This window comes from Nocardia sp. NPDC055053 (genome assembly GCF_053608285.1).
Map to the genome: position 1 here is coordinate 118,383 of NZ_JBSGVD010000007.1, position 23,922 is coordinate 142,304.

General features: G+C 66.4%; 22 protein-coding genes and 3 pseudogenes. 10 read left to right on the top strand and 15 right to left on the bottom strand.

Annotated elements, in window-relative coordinates:
• Positions 1–289: 289 nt before the first annotated feature.
• Positions 290–364, bottom strand: a pseudogene (locus ACWF82_RS09945) (Lsr2 family DNA-binding protein); the annotation flags it as partial.
• Positions 365–742: 378 nt separating this feature from the next.
• Positions 743–1,810, bottom strand: a pseudogene (locus ACWF82_RS09950) (IS3 family transposase).
• A 164-nt stretch (positions 1,811–1,974) separates the two neighbouring features.
• Here ACWF82_RS09950 and ACWF82_RS09955 point away from each other — a divergent pair.
• Genes ACWF82_RS09955 through ACWF82_RS09965 form a run of 3 tightly spaced genes read left to right on the top strand, consistent with a single transcriptional unit; the run spans position 1,975 to position 5,211 of the window.
• The gene (locus ACWF82_RS09955; protein ID WP_452499817.1) at positions 1,975–3,339 is read left to right on the top strand and encodes a hypothetical protein; all 1,365 of its coding nucleotides are present in this window, start codon (positions 1,975–1,977) and stop codon (positions 3,337–3,339) included.
• Between the two features lie 7 nt (positions 3,340–3,346).
• Positions 3,347–4,123 (top strand): hypothetical protein, encoded by a 777-nt coding sequence (locus ACWF82_RS09960; protein WP_452499818.1) that lies wholly within the window; start codon positions 3,347–3,349, stop codon positions 4,121–4,123.
• An 8-nt stretch (positions 4,124–4,131) separates the two neighbouring features.
• Positions 4,132–5,211 carry a HEAT repeat domain-containing protein gene (locus ACWF82_RS09965; RefSeq protein WP_452499820.1) on the top strand — a complete coding sequence of 360 codons (1,080 nt, stop codon included), beginning with the start codon at positions 4,132–4,134 and terminating at the stop codon, positions 5,209–5,211.
• A 225-nt stretch (positions 5,212–5,436) separates the two neighbouring features.
• Here ACWF82_RS09965 and ACWF82_RS09970 read toward each other — a convergent pair whose 3' ends face one another.
• On the bottom strand, positions 5,437–6,279 hold the full coding sequence (locus ACWF82_RS09970; RefSeq protein WP_452499822.1) for an AAA family ATPase: 843 nt from the start codon (positions 6,277–6,279) through the stop codon (positions 5,437–5,439).
• Positions 6,280–7,323: 1,044 nt separating this feature from the next.
• On the opposite strand from ACWF82_RS09970, the gene ACWF82_RS09975 reads away from it, so the two are divergent.
• The 3 genes from ACWF82_RS09975 (at position 7,324) to ACWF82_RS09985 (ending at position 8,422) form a co-directional block, all read left to right on the top strand.
• Positions 7,324–7,674: a hypothetical protein gene (locus ACWF82_RS09975; RefSeq protein WP_452499824.1), complete on the top strand. Its 351-nt coding sequence runs from the start codon at positions 7,324–7,326 to the stop codon at positions 7,672–7,674.
• Positions 7,675–7,804: 130 nt separating this feature from the next.
• Complete coding sequence (locus ACWF82_RS09980; protein WP_452499826.1) at positions 7,805–8,068, top strand: hypothetical protein; 264 nt, start codon at positions 7,805–7,807, stop codon at positions 8,066–8,068.
• Positions 8,069–8,191: 123 nt separating this feature from the next.
• On the top strand, positions 8,192–8,422 hold the full coding sequence (locus ACWF82_RS09985; protein ID WP_452499827.1) for a hypothetical protein: 231 nt from the start codon (positions 8,192–8,194) through the stop codon (positions 8,420–8,422).
• A gap of 40 nt (positions 8,423–8,462) precedes the next feature.
• On the opposite strand, the gene ACWF82_RS09990 is transcribed toward ACWF82_RS09985, so the two are convergent.
• Positions 8,463–9,407, bottom strand: a complete 945-nt coding sequence (locus ACWF82_RS09990; RefSeq protein WP_452499829.1) for a CPBP family intramembrane glutamic endopeptidase — start codon at positions 9,405–9,407, stop codon at positions 8,463–8,465.
• 213 nt (positions 9,408–9,620) lie between these two features.
• Here ACWF82_RS09990 and ACWF82_RS09995 point away from each other — a divergent pair, with 213 nt between their 5' ends.
• The gene (locus ACWF82_RS09995; RefSeq protein ID WP_452499830.1) at positions 9,621–10,034 is read left to right on the top strand and encodes a hypothetical protein; all 414 of its coding nucleotides are present in this window, start codon (positions 9,621–9,623) and stop codon (positions 10,032–10,034) included.
• Between the two features lie 807 nt (positions 10,035–10,841).
• On the opposite strand, the gene ACWF82_RS10000 is transcribed toward ACWF82_RS09995, so the two are convergent.
• The 3 genes and pseudogenes from ACWF82_RS10000 to ACWF82_RS10010 form a co-directional block, all read right to left on the bottom strand.
• Positions 10,842–11,885, bottom strand: coding sequence for an extracellular catalytic domain type 1 short-chain-length polyhydroxyalkanoate depolymerase (locus ACWF82_RS10000; RefSeq protein WP_452499832.1), 1,044 nt, complete (start codon positions 11,883–11,885; stop codon positions 10,842–10,844).
• Positions 11,886–11,921: 36 nt separating this feature from the next.
• On the bottom strand, positions 11,922–12,296 hold the full coding sequence (locus ACWF82_RS10005; RefSeq protein WP_452500058.1) for a hypothetical protein: 375 nt from the start codon (positions 12,294–12,296) through the stop codon (positions 11,922–11,924).
• A gap of 136 nt (positions 12,297–12,432) precedes the next feature.
• Positions 12,433–13,053 (bottom strand): annotated as a pseudogene (locus ACWF82_RS10010) (alpha/beta hydrolase); the annotation flags it as partial.
• Positions 13,054–13,465: 412 nt separating this feature from the next.
• Between ACWF82_RS10010 and ACWF82_RS10015 the strand changes: the two are divergent.
• Positions 13,466–14,557 carry a CSLREA domain-containing protein gene (locus ACWF82_RS10015; protein WP_452499834.1) on the top strand — a complete coding sequence of 364 codons (1,092 nt, stop codon included), beginning with the start codon at positions 13,466–13,468 and terminating at the stop codon, positions 14,555–14,557.
• On the opposite strand, the gene ACWF82_RS10020 is transcribed toward ACWF82_RS10015, so the two are convergent.
• The 5 genes from ACWF82_RS10020 to ACWF82_RS10040 all read right to left on the bottom strand — a co-directional run bounded on the left by ACWF82_RS10020 (position 14,554) and on the right by ACWF82_RS10040 (position 19,628).
• Positions 14,554–15,225 (bottom strand): TetR/AcrR family transcriptional regulator, encoded by a 672-nt coding sequence (locus tag ACWF82_RS10020; protein ID WP_452499836.1) that lies wholly within the window; start codon positions 15,223–15,225, stop codon positions 14,554–14,556. The genes ACWF82_RS10015 and ACWF82_RS10020 overlap by 4 nt on opposite strands.
• A gap of 112 nt (positions 15,226–15,337) precedes the next feature.
• Positions 15,338–16,600: a diacylglycerol/lipid kinase family protein gene (locus ACWF82_RS10025; RefSeq protein ID WP_452500052.1), complete on the bottom strand. Its 1,263-nt coding sequence runs from the start codon at positions 16,598–16,600 to the stop codon at positions 15,338–15,340.
• Between the two features lie 108 nt (positions 16,601–16,708).
• Positions 16,709–17,140, bottom strand: coding sequence for a DUF7144 family membrane protein (locus ACWF82_RS10030; protein WP_452499838.1), 432 nt, complete (start codon positions 17,138–17,140; stop codon positions 16,709–16,711).
• Positions 17,137–18,990: a glycoside hydrolase family 15 protein gene (locus tag ACWF82_RS10035; RefSeq protein WP_452499840.1), complete on the bottom strand. Its 1,854-nt coding sequence runs from the start codon at positions 18,988–18,990 to the stop codon at positions 17,137–17,139. Before ACWF82_RS10035 ends, ACWF82_RS10030 begins: the two co-directional genes overlap by 4 nt.
• Positions 18,991–19,094: 104 nt before the next feature.
• Positions 19,095–19,628: a hypothetical protein gene (locus tag ACWF82_RS10040; RefSeq protein ID WP_452499841.1), complete on the bottom strand. Its 534-nt coding sequence runs from the start codon at positions 19,626–19,628 to the stop codon at positions 19,095–19,097.
• Positions 19,629–20,243: 615 nt separating this feature from the next.
• Between ACWF82_RS10040 and ACWF82_RS10045 the strand changes: the two genes are divergently transcribed.
• Positions 20,244–20,615 (top strand): YybH family protein, encoded by a 372-nt coding sequence (locus ACWF82_RS10045; protein WP_189028039.1) that lies wholly within the window; start codon positions 20,244–20,246, stop codon positions 20,613–20,615.
• A gap of 21 nt (positions 20,616–20,636) precedes the next feature.
• On the opposite strand, the gene ACWF82_RS10050 is transcribed toward ACWF82_RS10045, so the two are convergent.
• A complete protein-coding gene (locus ACWF82_RS10050) occupies positions 20,637–20,978 on the bottom strand; it encodes a hypothetical protein (protein ID WP_452499843.1) in 342 nt (113 codons plus the stop codon).
• 275 nt (positions 20,979–21,253) lie between these two features.
• Between ACWF82_RS10050 and ACWF82_RS10055 the strand changes: the two genes are divergently transcribed.
• A complete protein-coding gene (locus ACWF82_RS10055; protein ID WP_452499845.1) occupies positions 21,254–21,955 on the top strand; it encodes a hypothetical protein in 702 nt (233 codons plus the stop codon).
• On the opposite strand, the gene ACWF82_RS10060 is transcribed toward ACWF82_RS10055, so the two are convergent.
• The gene (locus tag ACWF82_RS10060; protein ID WP_452499846.1) at positions 21,945–22,283 is read right to left on the bottom strand and encodes a 4Fe-4S dicluster domain-containing protein; all 339 of its coding nucleotides are present in this window, start codon (positions 22,281–22,283) and stop codon (positions 21,945–21,947) included. The two genes, ACWF82_RS10055 and ACWF82_RS10060, sit on opposite strands and share 11 nt — an antisense overlap.
• Positions 22,280–23,869 (bottom strand): FAD-binding protein, encoded by a 1,590-nt coding sequence (locus ACWF82_RS10065; protein ID WP_452499848.1) that lies wholly within the window; start codon positions 23,867–23,869, stop codon positions 22,280–22,282. Before ACWF82_RS10065 ends, ACWF82_RS10060 begins: the two co-directional genes overlap by 4 nt.
• Positions 23,870–23,922 lie beyond the last annotated feature (53 nt).

Here is a 23,922-nt window from a genome sequence, read left to right on the forward strand (position 1 = left end):
AAAAGTAGCTCGTAGCAGCTCTTTTCGCTTGCGGCCCCGCGTCGGAGACATCCGAGGCGGGGCCGCTGTCGTCACTGGGGATCATCTTGGATGCCCAGCGGTATTACTACGTAGCTGCCGTTGCCGGCACGCCACGTGGAATCGGTCGGGGTATCGAGCGTGCAGATGATAGTAAGAGGTATAGATATTCGCATTCAAATAACTGGCGACCGATGCCATGGGACACACAGACACCTAGGTCAACGCGGGTGGCGAACTCAGAAGTTGGACACGCCGATCGCCGTCGGGGCTAGGCAGATGCCTTGTCGTAGGCGGCTACCACCTCCGCGGAGATCCTGCCGCGCGCAGACACGGAGTGCCCGTTCTTGCTGGCCTACGCCCGAATTGCACTCTGGTCGTTGCGCCCTGGAGTTGGTGTTCCCACCGACGCCGTCGCCTTGGACCGAGGCACCGATGCCTTGATTCCTCTGCGGCTGTCTTCGGCGAGGTTCGATACCGACGAGCCGCACATCTTCGATGCTCAGGACCGCATGTTCAGCGCCGACGATCGCCAGAATAGCTGGAGGTCGGACGATCTGAACCCCGGTATGTCGGTCACTCGGGACGTGTACTACGTCGTTCCACCGGGAACGAAGGCAGTGACCTTCTCGGGCAGCGCCGGGTTTGGTGTGCCATTTGTGCGGATACCGCTACATGAACCTCGGTAGCGCGCAGGCTGAATCGCCCCGGTGAGTCCGAAGACCTATCGGTGTGACAACCCAGCCGCTTGCTCGGCTGGGTGTTGATCGTAGTGGGCGGCCTCCATATCCGTCGGTGGGATACCGCCGCAGCAGCGATAAAGGCGGCGGTGGTTGAACCAATCGACCCATTCCGCGGTGGCGAATTCGACATGATCGACCGTGCGCCACGGGCCGCGGGATTTGATCAGCTCGGTCTTGTAGAGGCCGTTGATCGTCTCGGCGAGGGCGTTGTCGTAGCTCGATCCCACCGCGTCGACGCCGGGCTGGATCCCGACCTCCGCAAGGCGTTCACCGAACGCTATGGACGTGTATTGAGAGCCACTATCCGTATGGTAAGCAACATCTTTCACATCCCAGCCGTCATGTTCACGGGTCCAGATCGCATGTTCGATCGCGTCGAGGACCAGCGCTGTGGTCATCGAAGTGGACGTGCGCCAGCTCAGGATCCGTTGCGCATAGGCGTCGATCACGAAGGCCACATACACCCAGCCGGACCAGGTCGACACATGGGTGATGTCGGCGACCCACAGCCGGTTCGGCGCAGTCGGCGCAAACCGCCGCTGCACCAGATCCGCCGGCCGGTCAGCGGCCGGATCTGCGACGGTCATGCGTATGGTGCTGCCGTGGGTCACGCCGCGCAGGCCGAGCTCGCGCATCAACCGTTCGACGGTACAACGAGCCACTCGATGGCCTTCGCGGTTCAGTTGCAGCCATACTTTCCGGACGCCGTAGAAGCCGATGTTCTCGCGATGGACCCCGCGTGATCTGCGGCTTCAGCTGTTCGTCGCGTTGCTCCGGCTTGATCGCCGAGTGGGAGCGATATTCGTAATAGGCTGAAGCGGAAAGGTTTACGCCGAGATCACCGAGTGCGGCGCGCAGATCGACTCGACACCCCACCGCAGGCCGCCGCTTGCGCGGCGGCCCTGGTGTTCGATGCCGACACCGAGCAGGTCGGCGACCGCGCCGACCGCGGCCCATTCCGACTCGTACTGGTCGCGAACCTCCGCGACCATGTGGACCGCCCGCTCACGCAGCTCCGACGGATACTTCTTCGAACTCACGAACTTCATCTTTTTTCAGAAGATGAAGTCTCCCGACCCGCCGGGGCGATTCATTACCGAGTGCAGACCATGTCAAGTCGCGAACGCGACCGACGAAACAGGTAGCCGACTACTCGCGCGTTGGATTGATTTCGCCATCAGAATCTGATTCAAGCCTCGAACTGTGTAGGGAAGTGATCAGCATGGTGAATCTACGGATCGATCAGGCGCTGAATACGATCGCCCAGACAGTTGAGGATCAGGGCGGAAATAGCAGCGCACTTGCGCTCTCGTCGACAGCAGTCGGTATCGGAACCTCGTCCCCCGCAGAGCTACTCCAGGTTGCCGGAAATGTGCGGCTCGAGAGGAACGGCAGTCCGAAGCTGTCGATTCGGTCGCGGGGAAACGGTACCCAGCACTACAGCCTGCGCGCGACGAACGATGCCGATGCGGCTGGAGGCGCGCGGTTCGTGATCAGGAACGAGAGCCAAGATCGAGACGACCTTGTCCTCGACAGCGCTGGCAACATCCAGACCCCGGGAAACGTGCGGCTCGAGAGGAACGGCAGCCCAAAGCTGTCGATTCGGTCGCGGGGAAACGGTACCCAGCACTACAGCCTGCGCGCGACGAGCGATGCCGATGCGGCCGGAGGCGCGCGGTTCGTGATCAGGAACGAGAGCCAAGATCGAGACGACCTCGTCCTCGACAGCACCGGCAACCTACAGATCGCAGGGGACATACAGATCGCCGGGGACATGCGGCTCAGCAGGAGACTCTTCGGCGGGCTGGCACAGATCTTCCAGCTCAGCGTGTCCCAGGTTTTGACCTTCGGGACCACTGTAATGAGAGTTGGGGCGAAGCTCGCACCAGGGCGAATCGAAGTCATCGACAGAAACGACCGGCAGGCGATCACTCTTTCGAGCAGCGGCGATGGCGGCGCGGAATTGGCCGTGGGAGCGATTGAAAGCGAGGGCAACATCACCGTCCTTGACGGCATGGGGGAGAAGGTACTCACTTTCGACGGCAGCAGCGCCACCCTCGCCGTCGGCCCCACAGTACCCGGCCCGGGAGCGAGGGACGGCGACATTGTTGTCAATGATCGCGACGGGGTCCGGCGCATACACCTCGACGGAAACAGCGGCGACATAAGCCTGATGGGGGCCGATCTGGCCGAGGACTTCGAAACAGCAACTGCGGTCGAGCCCGGTTCGGTGCTGGTTGCCGTCGGGCCAGACGAGGTCACCCCGGCCACTGAGGCGCTCGACCGGCGGGTTATCGGCGTGGCCTCGGGCGCAGGCGACTGGCGGCCCGGGCTTCGGCTCGGCACCCGGCCCGGCGAATGCCGCGTGCCGGTGGCACTCGTGGGTCGGGTGTATTGCCAGGCCGACGCCGGACACGGCGCCATCGCGGTCGGTGATCTGCTCACCACTTCGCCCACCGTCGGTCATGCGATGCGTGTCAATGACCCCGCCGCGGCGGTCGGGGCAATCATCGGCAAAGCCCTGGCGCCGCTTTCGGGCGGAACCGGGCTGATCCCCGTGCTATTGACACAACAGTAGGCGCAAAATGGCTACCCTCAGTGTGCGCGGCATCGCAGACACCTGCCTCGGCAAGTCCGGTGACCTATCCCTCGATAGCGACGTGTATGGATACATATTCCGGGACACCGATGGGTCGGTCTTCGGCCCACTCGGGCCCATCGACACGCTTCCAGGCTCCGGCCAACCGACCGCCCGATCGCTGAAGCGCCACCTCGAGACCATCTCTGGCGAAGCGATCGATCTCTTCGTAATCTTGGTCGGTCACGAGAACGACTTCTCAGGTTCCGTCACCGAGGACAACGTTACCGAGATGCAGTACGCCCTCCAGGTTGCCCGCGACGTCTACGCCCAGGTCGACCTGGGAATCCGCCGGATCGAGTGGCTGCGCATCCCCGCCGCCGAGGCCACAAACGCTCACCTCAACCCCGCGGATGGTGCGGAGGCAGCCGATCTTACCAACGACTACTCGGGTCCAGAAGGAGGCATCGATGTATTTCTAGTGCAGTCGATCGGGAACGCGGCAGGCTTTTCAGAGTTGGGCGGTCCGTGCGACAAGAATGCCAGTGACGTGATGTCCGGAACTGTTCTCGAAGTCTCGAATGGCCGCCGTTCTACAGGACTCATCCTTGCCCACGAGGTTGGCCACTACCTCGGTCTTCCCACCGGGAAGGTCATAACCAATCTGATGGGTGTCGATCCCGACGGCGACGGGATCGACACTATCAACCTCAACAGCACCGACCTCACCGACAGTCAGGGAGTGACGATGCGCTCGCATTGCTCGGTTGATCCGCCCTGTTAGGAGAGATGATGGGAACGAACAATGACATGCACAGCCAGCCACGCCTCACCCCGAGAATGCGCGAGCTCATCGCTCCCGGCCGCAACTCGCGACCACCGGTCGGACATCTCTCACCCTCAGACATCGAGATGCTCATCACGGCCGCCACGCACAGCCGCTCATTCGACGAGCCGGTTAACCGGTATCGCGCTATTCAAGCACTCGCGGCCGGTGCGTCCCCCGAGGTGTCGGTGCCGATCCTCGGCCGAATCGTCGGCGAACCCGTCGCGTCAACCACCGAGCGTGTCACCGCGGCACGCGAACTTGGCCTCATCGCCACACCCGAAGCAGAAGATGCACTTGTTCTTCAGCTTCGTGATCGCGATCCACTAGTGCAGCAGGCAGTGCTCGCCGGGCTCGGCATGTTCGCCAGCCGATCCGTGCTGGGGGCACTCGATCTCAACGAACCCGCCGCCAGGGCAGTAGAGCAGCAGTTGACGCTTACCCGTGCGCTGATCGCCCACCGCCACGGACTCGATGGGCCGTTCATGCCCGAAGTCGAAGGCCTCCGGCGTCAGCCCGGCGAGATCGACCGAACCATCACGCCCACGCTCCACGTCAAGACCGCCGGAGAGACCGCGAAGGATCGCGACCTGCTGAGTGGATCGACCTACGGCATCGAGCTCAGCGACCAAAGCTACGCACTCACATGTGGACGTGCTGAATGGGCCGTATTCGTCAACCGCGAGATCGACAACTCCACGGCAACGCTCGGCCGTCTCTTCGAGCGCGCGTGGATCGCTGCCATCATGGCGCGGTGGAACCCTCAGCGCACCCCCAAATCGAGCGCATCACCGCAGTACCTCATTCTCACCCAACCGTCCGGGGGCAGCGCGCGCATCAACGTGGTGCGCACCGACGGCGAGCTCATGTACACCGGAGCCGCCGAGCAAGCCGATTCCACGCTCGCGTTCGTCATCACCGACGCCGAGCGGTCGGCCACCACCCCGACCTACATTGCCGGAAACGTCACTGCCAACGGTGTCGACTTCGACGTCGGGGTCGTCTCTGCTACCCGTCTGGGCACCCGCATAGCTGAATCAATCTGAGCCCGCTGTTCGTGGAGAAGGGCGGTTGATATGGTCGGCCTCAAGCACAATCCGCCCGCGGGCCGTCGTGCGTTGTGAACGATCCGCAGATGCAGGCTGTGGATCGTTCGTAATCGGTGTCGCCGACGATGCTCGGCATGCCCGAGCGCCGCACCCACGATTACGTCCGCGGGACCCAACAGGAAATACTCTCCGTCAATCACCCCAAACGTTGCGCCCACGCCTTCAGCCCCGTGGAACCTGTGCCACAGCGAGCTCAGGTGGGACCATCCCACGCGATCGAGGTCGACACGATGGACGTTCCCACGCCCAGAAGGAACCAACACCCAACTTCTCTCCGCTAGACGACTGAGGGGAGCACCGAGACCGGTCAAGTATCCGCAGCGTGCAGTCGTCACCTCGGGAGTTTGGCGAACCGGCGATCGCTTCGAGATCTGGACAGTAGCCATCGGTTGTATCGGCGGTGAGCGCGGGCGCATCGAGATCGACCGATTCGAACCGCTCAACCGAGTGACTGCCAGCGGTGATCTCCGCGATGAGATCTCCATCATTGTGCGCCCGGCGATGAGGGTTGATCTCGGCGCGGCGGATAATCCGGTCTCGAATCGCCGAGGTAGAGGCTGTGCAGTGGATGATCCGGATATCGGCGACCGAGACAAGCGGTAGCAAGTTCGGAACCCACAATCGCCGCTGGAAAGCAGCTTCGGCGACCACCGTGACAACAGCCCGCGCCAACACGCCGAGGACATCGAAAAATGCTGTCAGCGTAGGCATATTCAGCTCATCCCAACCCCGCTCGAGTGCCTGGCCAGCGGTCAGGACCATGCCCTGTTTGATCTCGTCGCGTATTACCGCGGGAACTCCGAGCTGCTGGGCGGTCGTGTGCGCGAGAGTGGTCTTGCCGCTACCCGCCGGTCCACTCACAACTATCAGCGCTGGCAGGGTCTGGACATCGCCTCCTCTGCCTGGCCCTGAGACGCCTTCGACCATTTCCTCGTCCCCTTCCTCGTCGTCACCGGCGCCCAACCCCCATCCTGAACAGTCCTGGCAGCGCTCGTGCTCTCTCACACCCAGCTGGCTACTTCAAGCAGGCCATCTCAGGCCTGGGCATGACACCCCGCCTCTCGCAACTGCTGTGTCCACGCACAGATCAGTCATCAAAACCACAACAGGGGAACGGGTATAGAACCACCCGTGTAGCGGAAAAGCACGACCTGCCGGCCGCTCGGCTGATCCTCGGGTATGAGGTGGATTCTCCTGTAATAGCACGGCACTACGTGCCTGACGCGCGTAGGGTTGTCGATCTGGCTGATGCGCGTGAGGGCTGGTTGTGCCCGCTGACTCCGGCCAAAACGTCCACAAAAACGGTCATAGGCTGATAACCGTTGGAAGTAACAGCAGGTCAGGCTAGGTAATTGGTCCCATGTAGCTACACCGAGCCGATCCTGCACCGCCGTCGTCGCGAGTTCAAGGCCGCCAACGACGGCTGATCCGACTCCACGTCGTCGAAATCCCCTGGGGTGACGGCGCCGGACGTACCCTCGGCGGATGCGCCGCGATCTGGTGGTCGGTGGCCTGGTCGCGGTGCTGCTGTTCGTGCTTGTACTGTGGCCGGTTTAGGTGCGGTCGCAGGTGTCGGGGTGGAATCCCCCGGTGATGAAGATCCGGCAGTACTCGTATTTCGAGTTGGCCAGCCCTGTCCTGTCGGCAGCGCCTGTAGCTACCACCGAATGATTATGTCCCAGTGGCAGTTCCGGATCCCGACAGCACAGTGCGTGCCGCATACCGCGCTGACCGAACCGCAGGCGACGGGCCTTTTATCGGAAGATGTCCGGTCCGAGTCCACGACGGCTTGCGCCGCCGTGACGGCATCGCGTCAAGGGCGCCTGCGGCGTCACCACGTGATGGCTATCGCCACCCTTGACCCGCGAGACTCTGCGCACGAAGGGCAGGCCCTACGGCGCAGGCGGGTAGCCAGCCCCCTTCATTCGCAGGCCAACCCAGACCAGGGCCAATCGTGGACCGGGGATGCGTGACAAGAGGCATATGCGCACGTCGACCCTAGGCGCCGAAGGCTGATGCTGGCCGCCTATGGTGGCCTAGGCTCTGGCAGTGCCCAAGATCTTGCTGTCGAATCCGCATTCAGACACGACGCTCGTTGTCTGGATCGAGCCTTGGGGCGAGGACTACTGGATGCGGCCAGGTGATGCGCTCACGGTCGAATTCGATGATGCCGACCTTGCCGAGCAGGCGATCGATGCCGGGCCGTTCGAGGTGTCATGGCTCGACAACGGGATAGTCGTTTGGGTGGTCTCCCGAGACGGCTGCACCATCCGGGACCGATCAGGCGCCAAGATTGAATGCGGCCACCAACGTCCAGATCAGGCCGACCCTGCCACGCCAGTACCTGAAAGTACTGGTCTTCAGGCTGACGGACAGGGACCTGCGGCCACGCCAGGCTAGGACTTGGTGCTGGTCACATCTCATCCACCACCGCGGCGAGTTGATCCCGCCATACGGTTGCTGAACGAATCAGGCGGTCTCGTAGGTTTGTTCCGTGGCGGCCATCAGGTTGAGAAATGGGAGCGGGACGGTGCTGCAGGTCCGCATCGAACCATGGGGGGAGGACTACTGGATGCGCCCCGGGGACGAGTTCACAATCGATTACGACGATGATGACCATGACGAGAAGATGATGGGTGGCCCTCATTTCGATGCCACGTTCCACGAAGGGTGGTACGAGGTGTGGGTTGGTTCTTTCGACATGGGGCTGCGGATCCGCGATCAGTCAGGAGCTGAACTCGAGCATGGTCACCAGCGGCCGATCAATCCTGCGGGACCAGTTCCGTCGGGGTAGCGCCTGCACCCCCGCGGGCCGCGCTTCACACCCCGGCAGCTGCCGGGTGGCGACGTTGCCGCCTTCGTCTCCGCCCGGTTCAAAGGCTCCGAGGGTGCGGACAATTGGCCGTGCTGCGGCGAGGTGATCCTCGATCTCGCCGCCGCGCGCGTGGCACCGTTCGCCGGTGACGGCGTCGTCGAGGAACTCGGTCCCGCCCGCACTCGACTGCTGATCGCATCCTGGTCGTGGGCCGGGCTCGCAGCCACGTTGATGCGGTTCGACACCGGCATCGAGGTCATCGGCCCGCAGACATTGCGCGACGCGTTCGCCGAGCTGTCCCACCGCGCCGAGCGCATCGCAAGAGGCCGCTGACGGCCGGCCTCGGTTGCGAATTACGTTGATACGCACACGGTTAATCGGAAATCGGGTTCGACATCACGCGACTGCTCGGGCGCGAGCTGCTGCCGCGCGCCGAAGTGCCTCGTTGGCGGTGCCGGATCTGGCCGGTGCGGGCGGCCCGACGCAGCAGGACGGCGGTGGGCACCAGGCAGACCAGCAGCGCGAACAGGCTGGCCTCCGGCCCGAATGCGCCGCCGGTCAGCAGGGAGGACCCGGACAGACTGGTGTGCAGCAGGCCGTTGGACGCGGTGCCTGAGCCGGACACCGTGACACCGAAGACACCACCCTGGATGAAGTTCCAGCCGAAGTGCAGGCCGATCGGCAGCCACAGTGAGCGGGTCGCGACGTAGGCGGCGGCGGTCAGGGTTCCGCCGGTCACGGCTATCGAGAGTGTGCCCAGCAGCGTGGCGTCGCCATTGACCAGGTGTGCCGCGCCGAACAGCAGCGCGGACACGACCAGCGCCACCACGGTGCCGGTACGTTCCTCCAAGATGCGGAACACGATCCCGCGGAACAGGATCTCCTCGGCGACCGCAACGGCCGCCATCGCGCCGGCGGTCGCGAGGAATCCGCCGACCGAGCCCCAAGACAGACCCTGGAGGCCCCCGAACGCCGCGATGAGCAGCATCATCGCGGTGAACAGGCCGGACCCCAGCAAAATCCCACGCCACAACCAGAACCACATGCCCGCGGTCGCGAATTCGTGGACGCTCGGTCGTGACTCGACGGTTCGAGACAGCCAGCGGTAGCCGACCACCCCGGCGCCTGCCAGACCGATCCCCACCGGCAGCGCGAGCGCCGGGACGGGCGCGACGAGCCGGTCGATCCCGGCGAACGCCGCGATCACGCCGAGCAACACCAGCACCAGGACGGGGAACCGGAACCTGCGCAACCGGCGCCGGCCGGTGGACAGTTCAGCGTGTGGGAACGCGCTGCCCGCACGATCTATGGGTCTCATGATTCCGATCCCTGTCTGCTGGAGGTTTTCGCAATTGCCACGGACGGCGCGACCGATAGTAGGCAGCCGGAGCCCACCGTGACATCACACTGGGGGGCGATGGGGGTAGCTCTGGCGGGGGACGACGACGGTGCCGGATAGCTTCAGCGGCGCGCACGGTGTCGTCGAAGTCACTCGGACTGGAACCGCTCGCTGTCCCGACAGCCGGAAGGAATGCTGATCTCGAGTATCGCGCAAATTGCCGAAGTTATTGGGCCAGATTATGATTCGATCGCAGTGCCGAGCGATCCACGCGGATTGTCGGCCATTATGGGGGTGGACATGTCCGATACCAAACAGTCGAGTGCGCGGTCCGGGATGATCGGGTTTGGCATCGCTGCAGTGTTGATCGGCCTGGTATTCATCGGCACGAGTTTCGTCGCGGGCAACGACGCCGAGAATCCGCGGTGCGACGGTCAGCGCATGAGCGAGGGCGATGTCTGCTACTCGTCCCGGTCGACCCAGGGCTACGAGTCGCGGGCGGGCTCCGCGCGAACCGCGTCGACGTGGCTGCTGCGGCTCGGCGGGGGTGCCGCGGTGGGCGGCGTTGTCCTCGTTATGGTCGGCGCGGCGGCGAGACGCGACTGAGCAGCCGGTCTTTCGGCGTGACTCCGCGGTGAAGCCGCCCTATACTCCACGCCACGACCGAAGCGGCCCCGGCCGACGGCGAGGTCGTCATCGATCGTGCGAACGTCGACTACGTGCACGCGGTTCGGTGATGGCGGCCGATCCTGCACCGCCGTCGTCGCGAGTACAAGGCCGCGCAGAAGTAGTGGTGTCGAGTGCTCGAAAAGTAGCTCATAGCAGCTCTTTTCGCTTGCGGCCGCGTCGGAGACATCCGAGGCGGGGTCGCTGCCGTCACGGGAGATCATCGTGGAGACCGGGTCATCAGCCTCAAAACGGTCACAAACGGAACGCGCTCGACATCGTCCACGGAAGTGGCCTATCGAGTGCGATCGAAATCGCAGGATCACCGACGGCGGACCAACATGCCGAAATCTTCGTTGAAGGAGCCGATTCTACAGGTGGACTTCCGGCCACCCAGTACGCCGGAGTAGTACGTCACAGAAGAGGCAGCGCCGGGGTCGACACGAGTCGGATACGGCGAGGTCTGCACCGAGGGAGAAGACGAGTCATGGGAACACACCTTCGATCGTGCTGGGAGAGCCGGGTGGTTGCGAGGCCGCCATCGACCCGGTGTCACCTGTGATCCGGGCAGTGCTGCCGAGGTGGATGGCCTTCCCGAATTCCGTACGGGTGCAGGGTGTTTCGACAGCGTGCGGGCATACTCACGGAGTACGCACGCACTCTCGCGAATAGGAGCCCGACAGCGACCTCCGACGGAATCGGAGGGGTCGAGATGTAACGGATCAGCGGGGCGCCGGACGGCCGGGTTCAGCAGGCTCGTTGCGGGCCGGGAAGTCGGTGCGCCAGGAGGAAGTTCATCATTCTGCGCTGCAGGGCCAGACCGTTGGTTGATTGCATCAGTAGCCCGCCGCCGATGTGATCCGGACCGATCGGCGTGAGGAATTGAGCCAGCTCGCAGCCCTGGTTCGAGTAGTGCTCGATGGTCGCGGGCACCGGGTCGGCGGTGGTGGTGACGGCGGTCGGGGTGTCCGCGAGGGTGAGGTTGCCCGCACGCCGGTCGGCTCCGAGCCACTGCAGGATGTTGGCGCGCCCGATCGGGTAGAGGCTGGTCTGGTCAGCCAGGTCCTGGAGGAAGAAGGCGGGGACCGGGCGGGCGCGCGGGCCCATGGCCGCGACGATGCTGGCGCCGGTGAGGTCCGCGTGTGGCGGCTGCGGGTTGATCCCGTACGGCCCTCCGGCCATCGGCGCGATCGCGGCGTACAGGTCCGGGTAGGTGGCGGCCATGACCGTGCTCATGCCGCCGCCCGCAGAGTAGCCGCCGACATAGACCCGGTCGCGATCGATCCCGAACTCCTCGATCAGGGTGTTGGTGATGCCCGCGACAATCGACGGCTCACCGGTCTCGCGCTGCTGGTTGGCCGGATCGAACCAGTTCCAGCAGTGGCGCTCGTTGGCCGCTCGGGTCTGGATCGGGTAGGCGAGAACGAAGCCCATTTCGTCGGCGACCCGCGTCAGAGCGAACTCGTTGCCGGCCAGCTGCGCCTGCGGATCGGTGCAGCCGTGCAGGTAGATCATCAGGGGCTTGCCCGCCGTGTCGCCGGGCGGGACGTGTAGGTAGTAGTCGCGGGTGCCCGCGGCATTGGTGTAGCTGCGCTGGGTGACCTCGGACGCGCGTGCCTCCGGGCCGCTCAGGGTGCCCAGACCCGATACCAGCACCGCCAGGGCAACCGGGGCAGCGAGACGGCCCGGTGAGATGATGTGCCCGACGATCCGCCGCAGCGTGGCGCAGATGGATTCGAGCGCCGGCCTTCGCGAGGAGTCCGTCCGCAGACCTGAGTCGATCGTTTTCATAGATTCCCTTCCTGGGTTGGCCGTACAGCGCCGCACCTATGACGGCTGATCCAGCGTTCCGAGCTCGGCGAGCGTGTTCGTGAGCCCATTGCCCTGGCCGCGGAGCTCGGCGTCCAGGTACGCGCGCGACGCCTCGGCTGGGATCCGCAGGCTCTCTTCACGTTTCAGCGTCCCGAGCAGCGCAGGAATAGGCGGGAGATACAGCGGTGCGTCGGTGAACCCGAGGTGCGCCGCGCCAGGGACAGTGAGCCGGTAGCTGGGTTCGGCAGCGGCGGCGAGTAGCGCGGCGGCACCACCCAGCGAATGACCGGCCACCGCCGCGCGATCCACATCGAGCCGACCGGCAAGTAACCCCGCAGCGCCGACGTCGGAGAGCTGACCACGGTCGATGTTCTCCAGTGCGTCGAGCACGAACCGGAGGTCCGCCGCGCGTACCTCCGTCCGTCCACACCGCTGCCCCCCGCTCGTCTTCGGAATCGTTGCCCGTTGCGGTCACGGTGCTGCGTACCACTGTCCCGTCACGCCGGACCACGACTCCGGAGTCGTACGGGTGGTCGACGGCGGCCACGACGTAGCCGTGACTCGCGAGTTCTTGTGCCCACACCGTGCTCTGGGTCCGCACCCCGCCCAGCCCGGGGGAGAACAGCACGACTGGCCAACGTGGTCCATCGGGCGCGGGGGACGCGTCCAGAGCTGACCTCCTCCGGGCCTTCACCGCGTCGTCCAGCACGAACGACGGCATGCCGTACATCTCCGCCGTTCCGTCGGCGACCGTTCGCGCCTCGGTGTCGTCACGCCCGAACAGGGGTGCATCCGGCCCGCCGCCTCGGGCGGCGGGATACCACAGCTGCACCGTCACGAATCTCCGGTCGTCCGGTGCCGGCGTCGCGGTTTTTTCGCGCTGCTTGTCGACCAACTCGACAACCGTCGTCCCGACCGCCGCACGTCCAGAGCGGCGGCCACGCGTTTGCCACGGCTTCGGTCGCCTGATCGGGCCGGCGCCGCCCTCAGTCGGTACCACGCAACCCCACCGGTTACGAGGGCCGCGACGGCCACCGGCCAGAACTGCCAACGCCAGCCCTGGGCCGCCACCGATGCCGCTCCGCACAGCACCGTCAACAGGAAGGCAGCCGCGGTCCACGCCGCACGGACCGGGCGCGGTGTCCATTCGGCCACGGCCAGCAGTACGACGCTCGCAGCGGTCGCAACCGGCAGAAAGTTGCTGGTGTGCAGGTCCATTCGATTGCTCCTGAGCGGTGTACGGCCTCGGTGGTCTGCACGATCCTTTCAGCGCATCGCACTGCAGACATCAGCCCCAGGTCGTACTGGTGTGCGCCCCTGGGATGAACTTCACCGGGACCGCCGAACGGTGTGCCGTATGAAGCCGTTCCGCTGTGTCACGGGAAACGGTCGATCTTGGATCAGCGCCGGGCCGAGCGAGGCGAATCCGTAACTCCGAAACGGATTTCCGGAAACACGCCCGAGGAGCACCACTCTGCGACATAGTGGTATACGCTCGCGTACCTCACTCATACGCGGGCGTACCTCACTCGATGTTCGTGAATTGGATCAGTAACTTTATGAGGACGAGCACATCCCCCGCGGCGGCCCGCGCCGTCGCCATCACAGCCCTGATCGTTGGTTCCGCAGGCGGATTTCCCGGGGCGGCCTACGCCGACAACGCACCCGGTTCTCCCACGGTGATCACAGTCGACACCACAGCAGACGGCGTCGCGGCCGATCCACAAAGCGGGTTATGCCGTACTGCCTCCGGCACCTGCACCCTGCGAGCGGCGGTTCAGACGGCCAATGCCCGGCCGGGGAGCACAGTCGTGGTGCCCGAGGGGCGCTACATCTTGACGATCCCGCCCGACCCACAGAAAGTGCAGGGCCGCAACCCGGATCCGACCACGGGAGACCTGAACCTCACCGCGCCGACGACGCTGCGTGGCGCGGGCCGCGACCGGACAGTGTTGGATGCCAATGGGATCGACAGGGTGCTCAGTATCTCCGCGCCCGTGACGTTGACGGGATCGACCGTGACCGGCGGAGTCACCGCGCAGCATGAGATCCCGTACTACGACACCGGCGGCGGCGGAATTTCCAATTCGTCGAATCTCGTACTCGACGATGTCGTGGTCCGGGGTAACAGCGCCGGGTACGGCGGCGGGATCTTCAACGTGCCGGGGTCGGACCTGCAGACGAGAAACACGACCATCACCGGCAACACATCCGGCGAAGCGGGCGGCGTGCGATGCGATAACACCTGCACCTTCACCGACTCGACGATCTCCGACAACCGCGTGGTCAATCCCGAAGTGTGGTACCGCCCGGGTGGATTCGCTGGACGCGGCGGCGGCGTAGACGTCCGGGGCCGGGGCGTGGTGACTTTCGATCGTGCGACCGTCACCGGAAACAGCGCCTCGGACGCGGGTGGTGGCATCAACGTGGCGCCCGCCTACCTCGACACCCTTCCACAGCAGGTGACGGACGTGGTGAATTTTCCAGTGGGCACCGTGATATTGCGGAACTCCACCATCCGGGGAAACACCTCCGACACCGTTCGGGCCAACTGCGCGAAGGTGTTCGCGAGGATTGTTTCCGAAGGCGGCAACACCAGCGACGACGATTCCTGCGACCTCACCGGGCCGGGCGACAAAGTCGTGCCCTAGCCGGCAGGGATTTCCAGCCCGAGCAGCGTGCGGTGGATGTACAACACCATGTCCTCGAGCTCGAGCAAGTTACCTCCGGCGCGCAGGGTCCTGCGGACGGCCTCGTTGGTCGCATCGGTCACCGCCAGATACGCGTCGTCCGGCACCGATGGATCAACGGGGCCTGCCGCTGCACGCCATGATCGGATGAACCCGGCAAACCAGTGCTGGCATCGCTCGAACGACTCGATCGCGCGCGGCCCGGCCGGGGCGGTCTCCAGATAGAACGAGCGGGCGAACGACGGTTCGTCACGCAACAGGGTGAGGTATTCGCGAACTCCCAGCCGCAGTGCCTCGAACGGCTCCACCGGTCCGGCGAATACCTCCCTCATCACGTGCTCGAGATGCTCGATCATCAGATCCCGGCCCGTCTCGGCCGCGGCGAGGAAGCACGCTTCCTTGTCCGGGAAGTGCTGGTAGAACGTCCGGCGCGAAACCTTCGCCGCCGCAGCGATATCCGCGATCGTCACAGTGAGATAGCCGCGATCCGCGACGACGACCGTCACCCCGTACAAAAGCCGCTGCCGCTGTGACCCGGTAACCAGCTCACGAGCAAGGCCATGCGGCCCGTGCGGCAACTCCGCCAGGGTCGGCTCCAGCAACTTCTTACGTCCCATCTGCACCTTCATATCAGGCGCGCGCCTGGCGTGAAGAGCCGGTTCGGCAGACCAAAGAGACTCCGGTCCGCACGGATCGGGGTCTCTGCCGCCTCGGCGCCACGATCACCGTGGCCGGAATCGCTCACCGCGTTCGGCGAAGTTCTCCGGTATCGCCGTGAATAGCCAAGTCCCGCAGCCGGAGCCAATCGATCGTGGGCGCGGTGGCAGGGGTTCCCGGCCGGTTTCGCGGTACCAGCACGCGCAGCGCACCTGATTCGATGACGCAGCGCACGGGGGTGTCGAACTGAAGGGATTCGCCGTCGACGCCGACCGGGATCCGCGGTGCGTCGGTGTCGACGGTGACTTCGAGCGTGGTCCGCTGTGTCAGGCCGCGGCTGCGGGTGCGACGGATCAGGCCGACCGCGTCGCGGGTTTTCGCGACCGAGAGGGTGACCGCGCCGAGCGTGCCGCGATCGAGACGATCCCGTCGGCTCAGCCCGGCGAGATCGCTGGTGCCGTAGGGGTTGTTGCTGACCAGGATCGCCTGCGGCCCCGTGATCGTCGTGCCGTCGACGCGCACGACGAGCCGGTTGCCCGCGTGCCCGGCGAGGAGATCGGGGAGCAGGCGCAAGACTGTCGCGGTCTTGTCGTCGCGGTAGGCGGGACTGCGCACGATCTCGGCGTAGACGCCGAAAGACGCGTTGTTGACGAAGGGCAGGCCGTTGATGCGGCCGAGGTCGACGCGCAGCTCCACCCCGTCGCGGAGGGCGTCGAGTCCGGCGGCCGGATCGGCGCGGTCGAGGCCGAGGTCCATCGCGAAGTGGTTCCTGGTCCCCGCGCTGATCACCAGGAACGGCAGTCCGTGCTCGGCGGCGATGCCTGCCACCAGCGCCTGGGTGCCGTCACCGCCCGCCACCCCGAGCAGATCCGCGCCTCGGGCGACGGCCTGCCTGGCCAGCGCCTCGACATCGACGGAGCCCTCCAGCAGGACAACCTCGGCGCCGAGTTCCTCGGCTTTGCGGCGCAGATCGAACTTCTCGACCTTCCCACCGCCGGAACGCGGATTCATGATCAGGAACGGATGCCGGGCCTGCGGGGCGGGCTGCTCGACCGCGGCGGTGCGCGGACTCCCGGTGCGCAGCGCGACGCGCGCGCAGGCGAGCGCCAGCAGGGCCGATCCGGCGGCGAGCAGCGCCACCCACAGCAGGTGGGCGCGCACGAAGGCCACGACGACGAAGATCGGCGACAGCACCGCGATCGCCAGCGACACCCAGCGCGCCGGGCCGTTGATGGTCAGAAACCAGTACAGCGCGGCGACCGTGACCACGACGCCGCCGGTACCAACGATCAGCAACCCGAGCGTCCCGACCACCCCCGCGAACAGCACCGGAATCACGGCTGTCATCGTGGCGAAGAGGAAGGCCGCCCTGGCCGCCCAGCATGGGATCCGAGCCGCGGAGTCATCGTTCACCGTGCGCACCGCCGATCGTCGTCGCACATCGCCGGAATGGACTCAGTGTTGGGGCTGCCAGGCCATGACGGCCCAGATGACGGCCACACTGAGCCCGATGATCACGAGGGACCAGGCCGGGTAGTACGGCAGGGACAAGAAATTCGCGACGATCACCAACGCGGCGACTCCCAGCGCGCTGTATCGGCCCCAGGTCGTCCCCATTACCAACCCGACGCCGACGACCAGCGCCAGCACGCCGAGCACGACATGGACCCAGCCCCAGGTCGTGGTGTCGAATTTGTACACATATTCGGTTCCGGCGACATATATTTCGTCGCTCTGCAGGGCGGAGATACCCTGCAGGACCGAGACTGCCGCCAAGATGAGAAGCATGCACCCGGCCACGACGGATATTCCCTCCGCGACGGCCTGCCGCTGAAAAGGCTCTGCCTCGGGCGGGGGGCGGTGCGCCGGTGGTGTATCGCTCGTCATTTTCGACTCCTCGTGGTTGTGGACGGCGGCTCGGCCTCGGCGCGATCGAGTTCCTCGTCGAGTGCGAGGGCGGCGGCGATCAGAGCCAGGTGGGTGAATGCCTGCGGGAAATTGCCCAGTTGCTCGCCGGACGGACCGATCTCCTCGGCGAACAGACCGACGTGATTGGCATAGGTGAGCATCTTGTCGAAGGCGTAGCGGGCCTGTTGCAGCCTGCCGGTCCGCGCGAGTGCTTCCACGTACAGAAAGCTGCACAGGTTGAAGGTGCCTTCGGTCCCGCGCAGACCGTCCGGCGAGGCCTCGGGGTCGTAGCGGTAGACCAGGCTGTCGCTGACCAGCTCCCGGTCCATCGCGTCGAGGGTGCTCAGCCACATCGGATCGGTCGGTGACAGGAAGCCCATGCGGGGCATGAGCAGCAGCGACGCGTCGAGCACCTCGGTGGCGTAGTGCTGCACGAACGCCTGGCGCTGCTCGCTCCAGCCCCGCTCGACGATCTCGCGGAAGACCGCGTCGCGTTCGGCCGTCCAGCGGGCCAGCTCGGCGGGTCTGGCCTGCTCGGTCGCCATCCGGATGCCGCGGTCGAAGGCCACCCAGGTCATCAGCCTGCTGTAGGTGAATTCCTGTCTGCCGCCGCGTGTCTCCCAGATTCCCTCGTCCGGCCGGTCCCAGTTGTCGGCGAGCCAGTCGAGGAGACCGGTGAAGGTCCGCCATCCGGTGATGGCGGCCAGATCGGTGGCCTGGGCCAGGGCGTCGGCCGCCTCGCCGTAGATGTCGAGCTGGATCTGGTCGGCCGCGCCGTTTCCGACCCGAACCGGCGCCGAACCCTGGTAGCCCTCCAGGTGAGTCAGGATCACTTCGTCCAGCCGGGGGTCGCCGTCGACGCGGTACATGATCTGCAGCGGTTCACCCGAGACCGTCCCGCCCGCCTCGACCCGGTCGCGCAGCCAGTGGCGAAACGCGTAGGCCTCCGCGGTGAACCCGAGGTCCATCAAGGCCCGGACCGAGAGGGAGGCATCCCGGATCCAGGTGTAGCGGTAGTCCCAGTTGCGTTCGCCGCCGATCTGCTCGGGCAGTCCCATGGTTGCCGCCGCGATGGGCGCACCGGTCGGCGCGTAGGTGAGCAGTTTGAGGGTGATCGCGGAACGGTTGACCTCGTCGCGCCAGCGGCCGCGGTAGGTCGACGAGCGCAACCAGGTCTGCCAGAAGTGACGGCACCGGTCGAATTCCTCGGCGATGCCATCCCACGCCGGGGCCGCCGCGACGGGCGCGCCCGCGGCGGTGGTCGTCAGCACGACGGCGGCTCGCTCACCCGCGGCCAGCGTGAATCGTGCGGTGACATCCGTGCCGTCGGTGTGCAGCGCGATCGGATCGGTGGTCTGCAGATGGAGGTCGGCGGTGGCGGACCGGAAGACGGCGGTGCGGTCGTCGGCGCGATCGAGGGTGTGGGTGCCGCGGCCGTAGTCGAACCGCGGGCGGCACCCGAGGGCGAAGGTCAGGCTTCCGCGCACCACCCGCACGACTCGCACCAGCTGGTGCCGGTCGGTGGGCGCGGTGTGCTCGATCGGTGCCATGAAGTCGGCGACCTCGCCGACGCCGTCGGGCCCGGAGAACCGGGTGACCAGGACGGCCGTGTCCGGGAGGTAGAGCTGGCGGACGGTGCCCGCTGCGGCGGTGTCGACGGCGATCGAGCAGTACCCGCCCTTCTCGCTGTCGAGCAGCGAGGCGAACACGCTGGGGGAATCGAATCGGGGAGCACACCACCAGTCGATCGTTCCGGCGGACGAGACCAGCGCCGCGGTCTGGAGATCACCGACGATGCCGTGCTCGTCGATGGGTGGGTACGCGTTCACGAGCGCTCCTCCCTCGGGACCGTCCGCCCGGTGGCCGGCCGACTTCAGCCAACCAGCGGACCGCGTCGGCGGCCTCACCCGGAACGGGTGAATCTCGTGTCCGGTCAGTGGGTCAAGACGACCTTGACCGCGACGACGGTGGTGGCCGCGCAGGTCAGGAGTACCGCCCCGATCAGTGTCGAACGGTCGGGACCCCGCCCCTGGAGCCGATGGATGACGAAGGCGATACCGCCGATCCGTACCAGCATCACCACCTCCGCGAGTATTTGGGCGGTGCGCGGTTCGAGCCACCCGATCGCCGCGGACGCCAGGATCGCGCAGGGCACCACCGCCGAGCTGAGGATGGGCAGCGAGTCGCGCAGATTCGCCCAGCGCTGCGGTGTGGAGCGGGGCGGGTTGTGCCGCACCGATCGACCGACGCTCTCGGCGAAGGAGTGCGCGATGAACGTGGACAGGGCGGTGCCGAGGACGACGAGGATGCCGACGTTCTCCGCGGACGGCGAGACCGGGATCAGCGCGGCCAGGATCAGGATGTTGCCGTAGATGTAGGCGCTGATGCGACTGGTCGCGTTGTTCTGATCGAGCGGGGCGCGGGCGAGCAAGGGGCGATGCAGGAGCTCGTATCTGTTGCCTGCCATCGGTCCTCACCGTGTTCGTCGGGGCGCCACCGGTCTCACTTCGGAAAGGTTTGCTCCCTCGGTACTATATATTTCGACGGCGAATTCTGTGGACCGTCCGTGCCGGTCGGAAATGCGCCCCGACCGGCAATTGATCGGCCGACATGCCGACCCGAGCGGAACTGGAGCGTCGGGTAGATTTCGCGCCGGCACCCGCCTCACCTGCCTAAACGGCGATCACGTTGTCGGCGAGACGAATACACGAACGCGCTCGCTGGTAATGCTCCAATGCCGGCGATATCGCGTCGTGATCGGCGGCAGCGAGTTGCTATGGTGGGCAGGCGAATCGTTCGTCCGAATGTTAGGAAGCTTGATGGGAAGCACTGCTCTCGACGTCATTGCCCTGCTGGTCAACCGTGCCGCCGGTTTCTGGAACTGGATGGCGACCGGCTCTGCGGGATTCCCGCCGCTGTGACGGTGTGACCTGTGCGCGCGAAACCCCCGAAAGCCCCTCGGCTTTCGGGGGTTTCGCTATGCCGGTCTCCGGGGACCTGCACGGGGCACGGAGCCGGACGTCCGGTTCTGTCGGACCCCGGCGTTACCGTTGGCGCACAGCCCATGTCGAGGAGGGTGACGATGACCGACAGTGTCGACGGCGTGCGGGAACGAGCGCAGCGTCCGGAGGATCTGAGCCGGCTGGTGGTCGAACGGCTCAACGCCGGCGACGTGGACGGCCTGGTCGAATTGTACGAATCCGATGCGGTGCTCGCCCTGCCGGACGGGGTCGTGGCGACGGGGATCGAGGAGATCCGGGCGGCCTACGCGCGCCTGGTGGCCGACCGTCCGGTGTTCCAGCCGGGGCCGCAGGCGCCCGCGCTGCAAGCAGGCGATCTCGCACTGACTTCGTCGCGGCTGCCCGGCGGTACCGGCGCTACCGTCGAGGTAGCGCGCAGGCAGCCCGACGGTAGCTGGCGCTGGATCCTGGATCAGCCGAACGTGCTCGGCTGATCAGTCCCGGAATCCGGGGCGTCAGTTCTGGTTCAGGCCCGTCGAGAGCACGACGACGACCTTGTCCTGGGTCACTTCGCTGACCCGGACATCCATGCCGTTGGATGCCTGCGACTGCCCCACCGGCACGGTGACCTGCTGACCGCCGACGCTCAAGGTGACCACGTCACCGTCGACGGCGACCAGTTCGGCATCGATGCCGAGGACCGAGGCCTTCGCGTTCACCCCGCGATCGAAGGTGACGGTGCAGCCGCTGACGGTGCACTCGGAGGTGGTGCCGTGGCCCGTCATGGTGCAGGCGGACGCGGTGAAGGGAAGCAGGAGGGCAAACGCGGACAACGCGATCAGCCGACGAACAGGCATGACGGCCAGTGTAGTGCGAGCCGGCCGGTCGCCGTGGAAAGCGTGGACTAGGGATCGAAGGTACAACGGATCGGTCTCGCCGTGTTGCGGGCCTCCCGTGCCGGTAATAGCGTCGCTGAGAGGTAACTGGCATCGCAGCATTGGTGCCGATCGTGTCCGGTGCGTGTCGGGGTGACTGGTCGAAGCTGTCGATGGCGGACAGATCTGCCGGTCAGCCGGGTGGTCGCTGGGAGCGGCGGCGGAGATCGGGAGGTGGGACCATGATCGCGGGCGAGATGACTGTTGCCAGCCGCTGGTGGTGGCGGCCGGGGTGGACTCCGGGACGCTCGTTCTATGACTGGCAGGTCACCCCGACCCAGCCGGTCGCCGACAAGCTGGTGGAGATCTTCGCACCCACCATCGCCCGGCTGCCCGGGCTCGAGCAGGTCGACGCGGCCCGCCTGCGCGTCGGTGTGCAGGGGATCGGCTTCGTCGACGGGGTGAAGGGGATGCACCTGGCGGCGCTGGTCGCCGGCGCCAGGGCGCGGCTGGCCGACCACGCGCCGTTCCAGATGGCGTTCGGCCCGCCGGTGGTGACCGCCGACTCGGTCCGCCTGCCGATCGCCCTGCCCGCGGAGTTGCTGAGTGTGCGCGAGGACCTGACCGGCGCGCTGACCGACGTGTGGATCCGGGAACGGATTCCCGAATTCGGTGAGCCGCTGCGCCCGTATCTGGCACTGGCCCACGCCACCCGCGCCACGCCGGTCGGGCCGCTGCGTGCGGCGTTCGCGGAGGACGGGTTCGCCGACTTCACCCTCGACGACACGGTCTCGGCGATCTCGCTGGTCGAATTGCAGTGCGAGAACGGGCGATACGACTTCGCCGAGGTGAGCACCGCCGACCTGCTCCGGGTGCCGGAGCCGGTCGTCGAACCCACCGTCTACGACGATCCGCTCTTCGGCGCGCTGCGGTGGCCGGAGGACGTCCTCAAGGGGTGAGCCGGGGCGGCGGTGCGCCGTGCGGCAGCCGCGGACCCACGGCGAGACGGGCGCCCGCGATCCGGCCGTTGCCCCAGCCGAGCTTCTCGCGGTAGCGGCCGATCTGCTCGGCCGGCAGCGTGGCCGTCGGTGCGAGCGGCGCGGCATCGGGAGCGACGTAGAGCGCGTCCGCCGGGCAGTAGGCCTCGCACATGAAGCAGGTCTGGCAATCGGATTGCCGTGCGATAACCGGTATTCCGGTGTCGGTGCGGTCGAAGACGTTGGTGGGGCAGGCGAGCACGCATTTGTCGCAGCCGATGCAGTCCTGCGCGCGCAGCAGTTCGATCACGACGCCACCGCCAGGCCGGAGTTGTGGGTCAGCGCCGTACCGGTCCACGGTGCGTCGAGTCCGCCGGAGACCACATGGTGATGCTGTGCCGGGTCGGTGCCGGGATGGTCGGCGCGTTTGCTCATGCCGCGAGTCTCGGTGCGCGACAACGTCGATCGATACATCAGCCTGCCCACCGCGGTGATCGCCGCGGCCTGCCTGGCCCGCACCCGCTCGTCGCCGGTCGCCCCGCCCAGTTCCGCCGCTGCCGCGTTCCACAGCTCGTCCAGTCGGGCGAGTGCGGGCCGCAGCCGATCGCCGTGGCGCAGATAGTTCTTTTCGAACGGGATCAGCTCGTGCTGCGCGGCCGTTACCACCTCGGCGGCGGTCAACGATCCGGAACCGGTGGGCCGCAACCCGACTCGGCCCGCACCCTGGACCTCGCCGCCGCGCGACGCGGAGCGGGCATAGCGCGCGGCGCCCGCTCCGGCCCAGCTGCCCGACGACATCGCCCACGCCGCATTGTGACTCCCGCCGCCGGTGAAGCCGCCACAGATGCGCTCCCTGGTCGCCGCGTCGCCTGCCGCGAACAAGCCGGGAACCGTGGTGGCGCAGTCGTCGTCGACCACATCGAGGCCCCCGGTGCCGCGGACGGTGCCCTCGGCGAGCAGGTCGATCTCGAAACGCTGGGTGAACGGGTCGATGCCGCGCCGGTCGAACTGGAGGAAGAAGTTCGGCTGACCGAGCCGCATCTGCGCCTGCACGGTCGCGTCGGCGCGATCGAGTTGAGCGAACACCTTCTCCCGCACCAGGGTTCGCGCGATCACCGACCGGCCCCTGGTGGAGCCCGCGTCTTCCAGCACCCGTCCGTCCTCGCCGAAGAAGGTGGCGTAGCCGTAGTACGCGGTCTTGGTGATCGTGGAGCCCTTCGGCACGATCGCGTAGGCGTTGGAGAATTCCATCCCCGAGAACCTGGCGCCGACCTCCGCGGCCATCAGGGCGCCGTCGCCGGTGTCGACATTGGTGCCAAGCGCCCCGGACAGGAACGCGCAGCCACCGGAGGCCAGCACCACCGCGCCCGCGGTGATCCGGTAGTCGCGGTCGAGCTGACGCTGGTGACCCGCGGCGCCGCGCACCGCGCCCGAGCTGTCGACGAGCAGTTCCAGTGCGGGGGAGTGATCGTGGATCCGGACGCCGATCCGCTGGAGCCAGGCGCGCATCCGGCGCATGTACTCGGGCCCCTGCACACCGGTGCGCAAGTGCTCGCCGGTCGCCGGGTCGACCGGGAACGGGTAGCGGCCTTCGACGGCGAGCCGGTTCATGTTCGTGTAGGTCTGGTCGAGGACGCGGTCCATCCAGTAGTGGTCGGCGAGGTGGCCACCCAGCGCTTCGCGGGCCGCCTTGGCCGAGGCGCGTGCCTCGGCTTCCGGCGCGACGTACCAGACGCCGGTACCCGACGGCGCCGTGGCACCGCTGGTTCCGCAGTACCCCTTGTCGACCAGGATCACGTCGGCGCCGGACTCCCGGGCGTGGATCGCCGCCCAGGAGGCGGCCGGACCGCCGCCGATCACCAGGACGTCCGTACTCGCGTGCCAGGTTTCGCTCATCGAATCGTTCTCCTGTCGGAAACCGGTGCCCGGCCCGGAAAGCCGGGCACCGG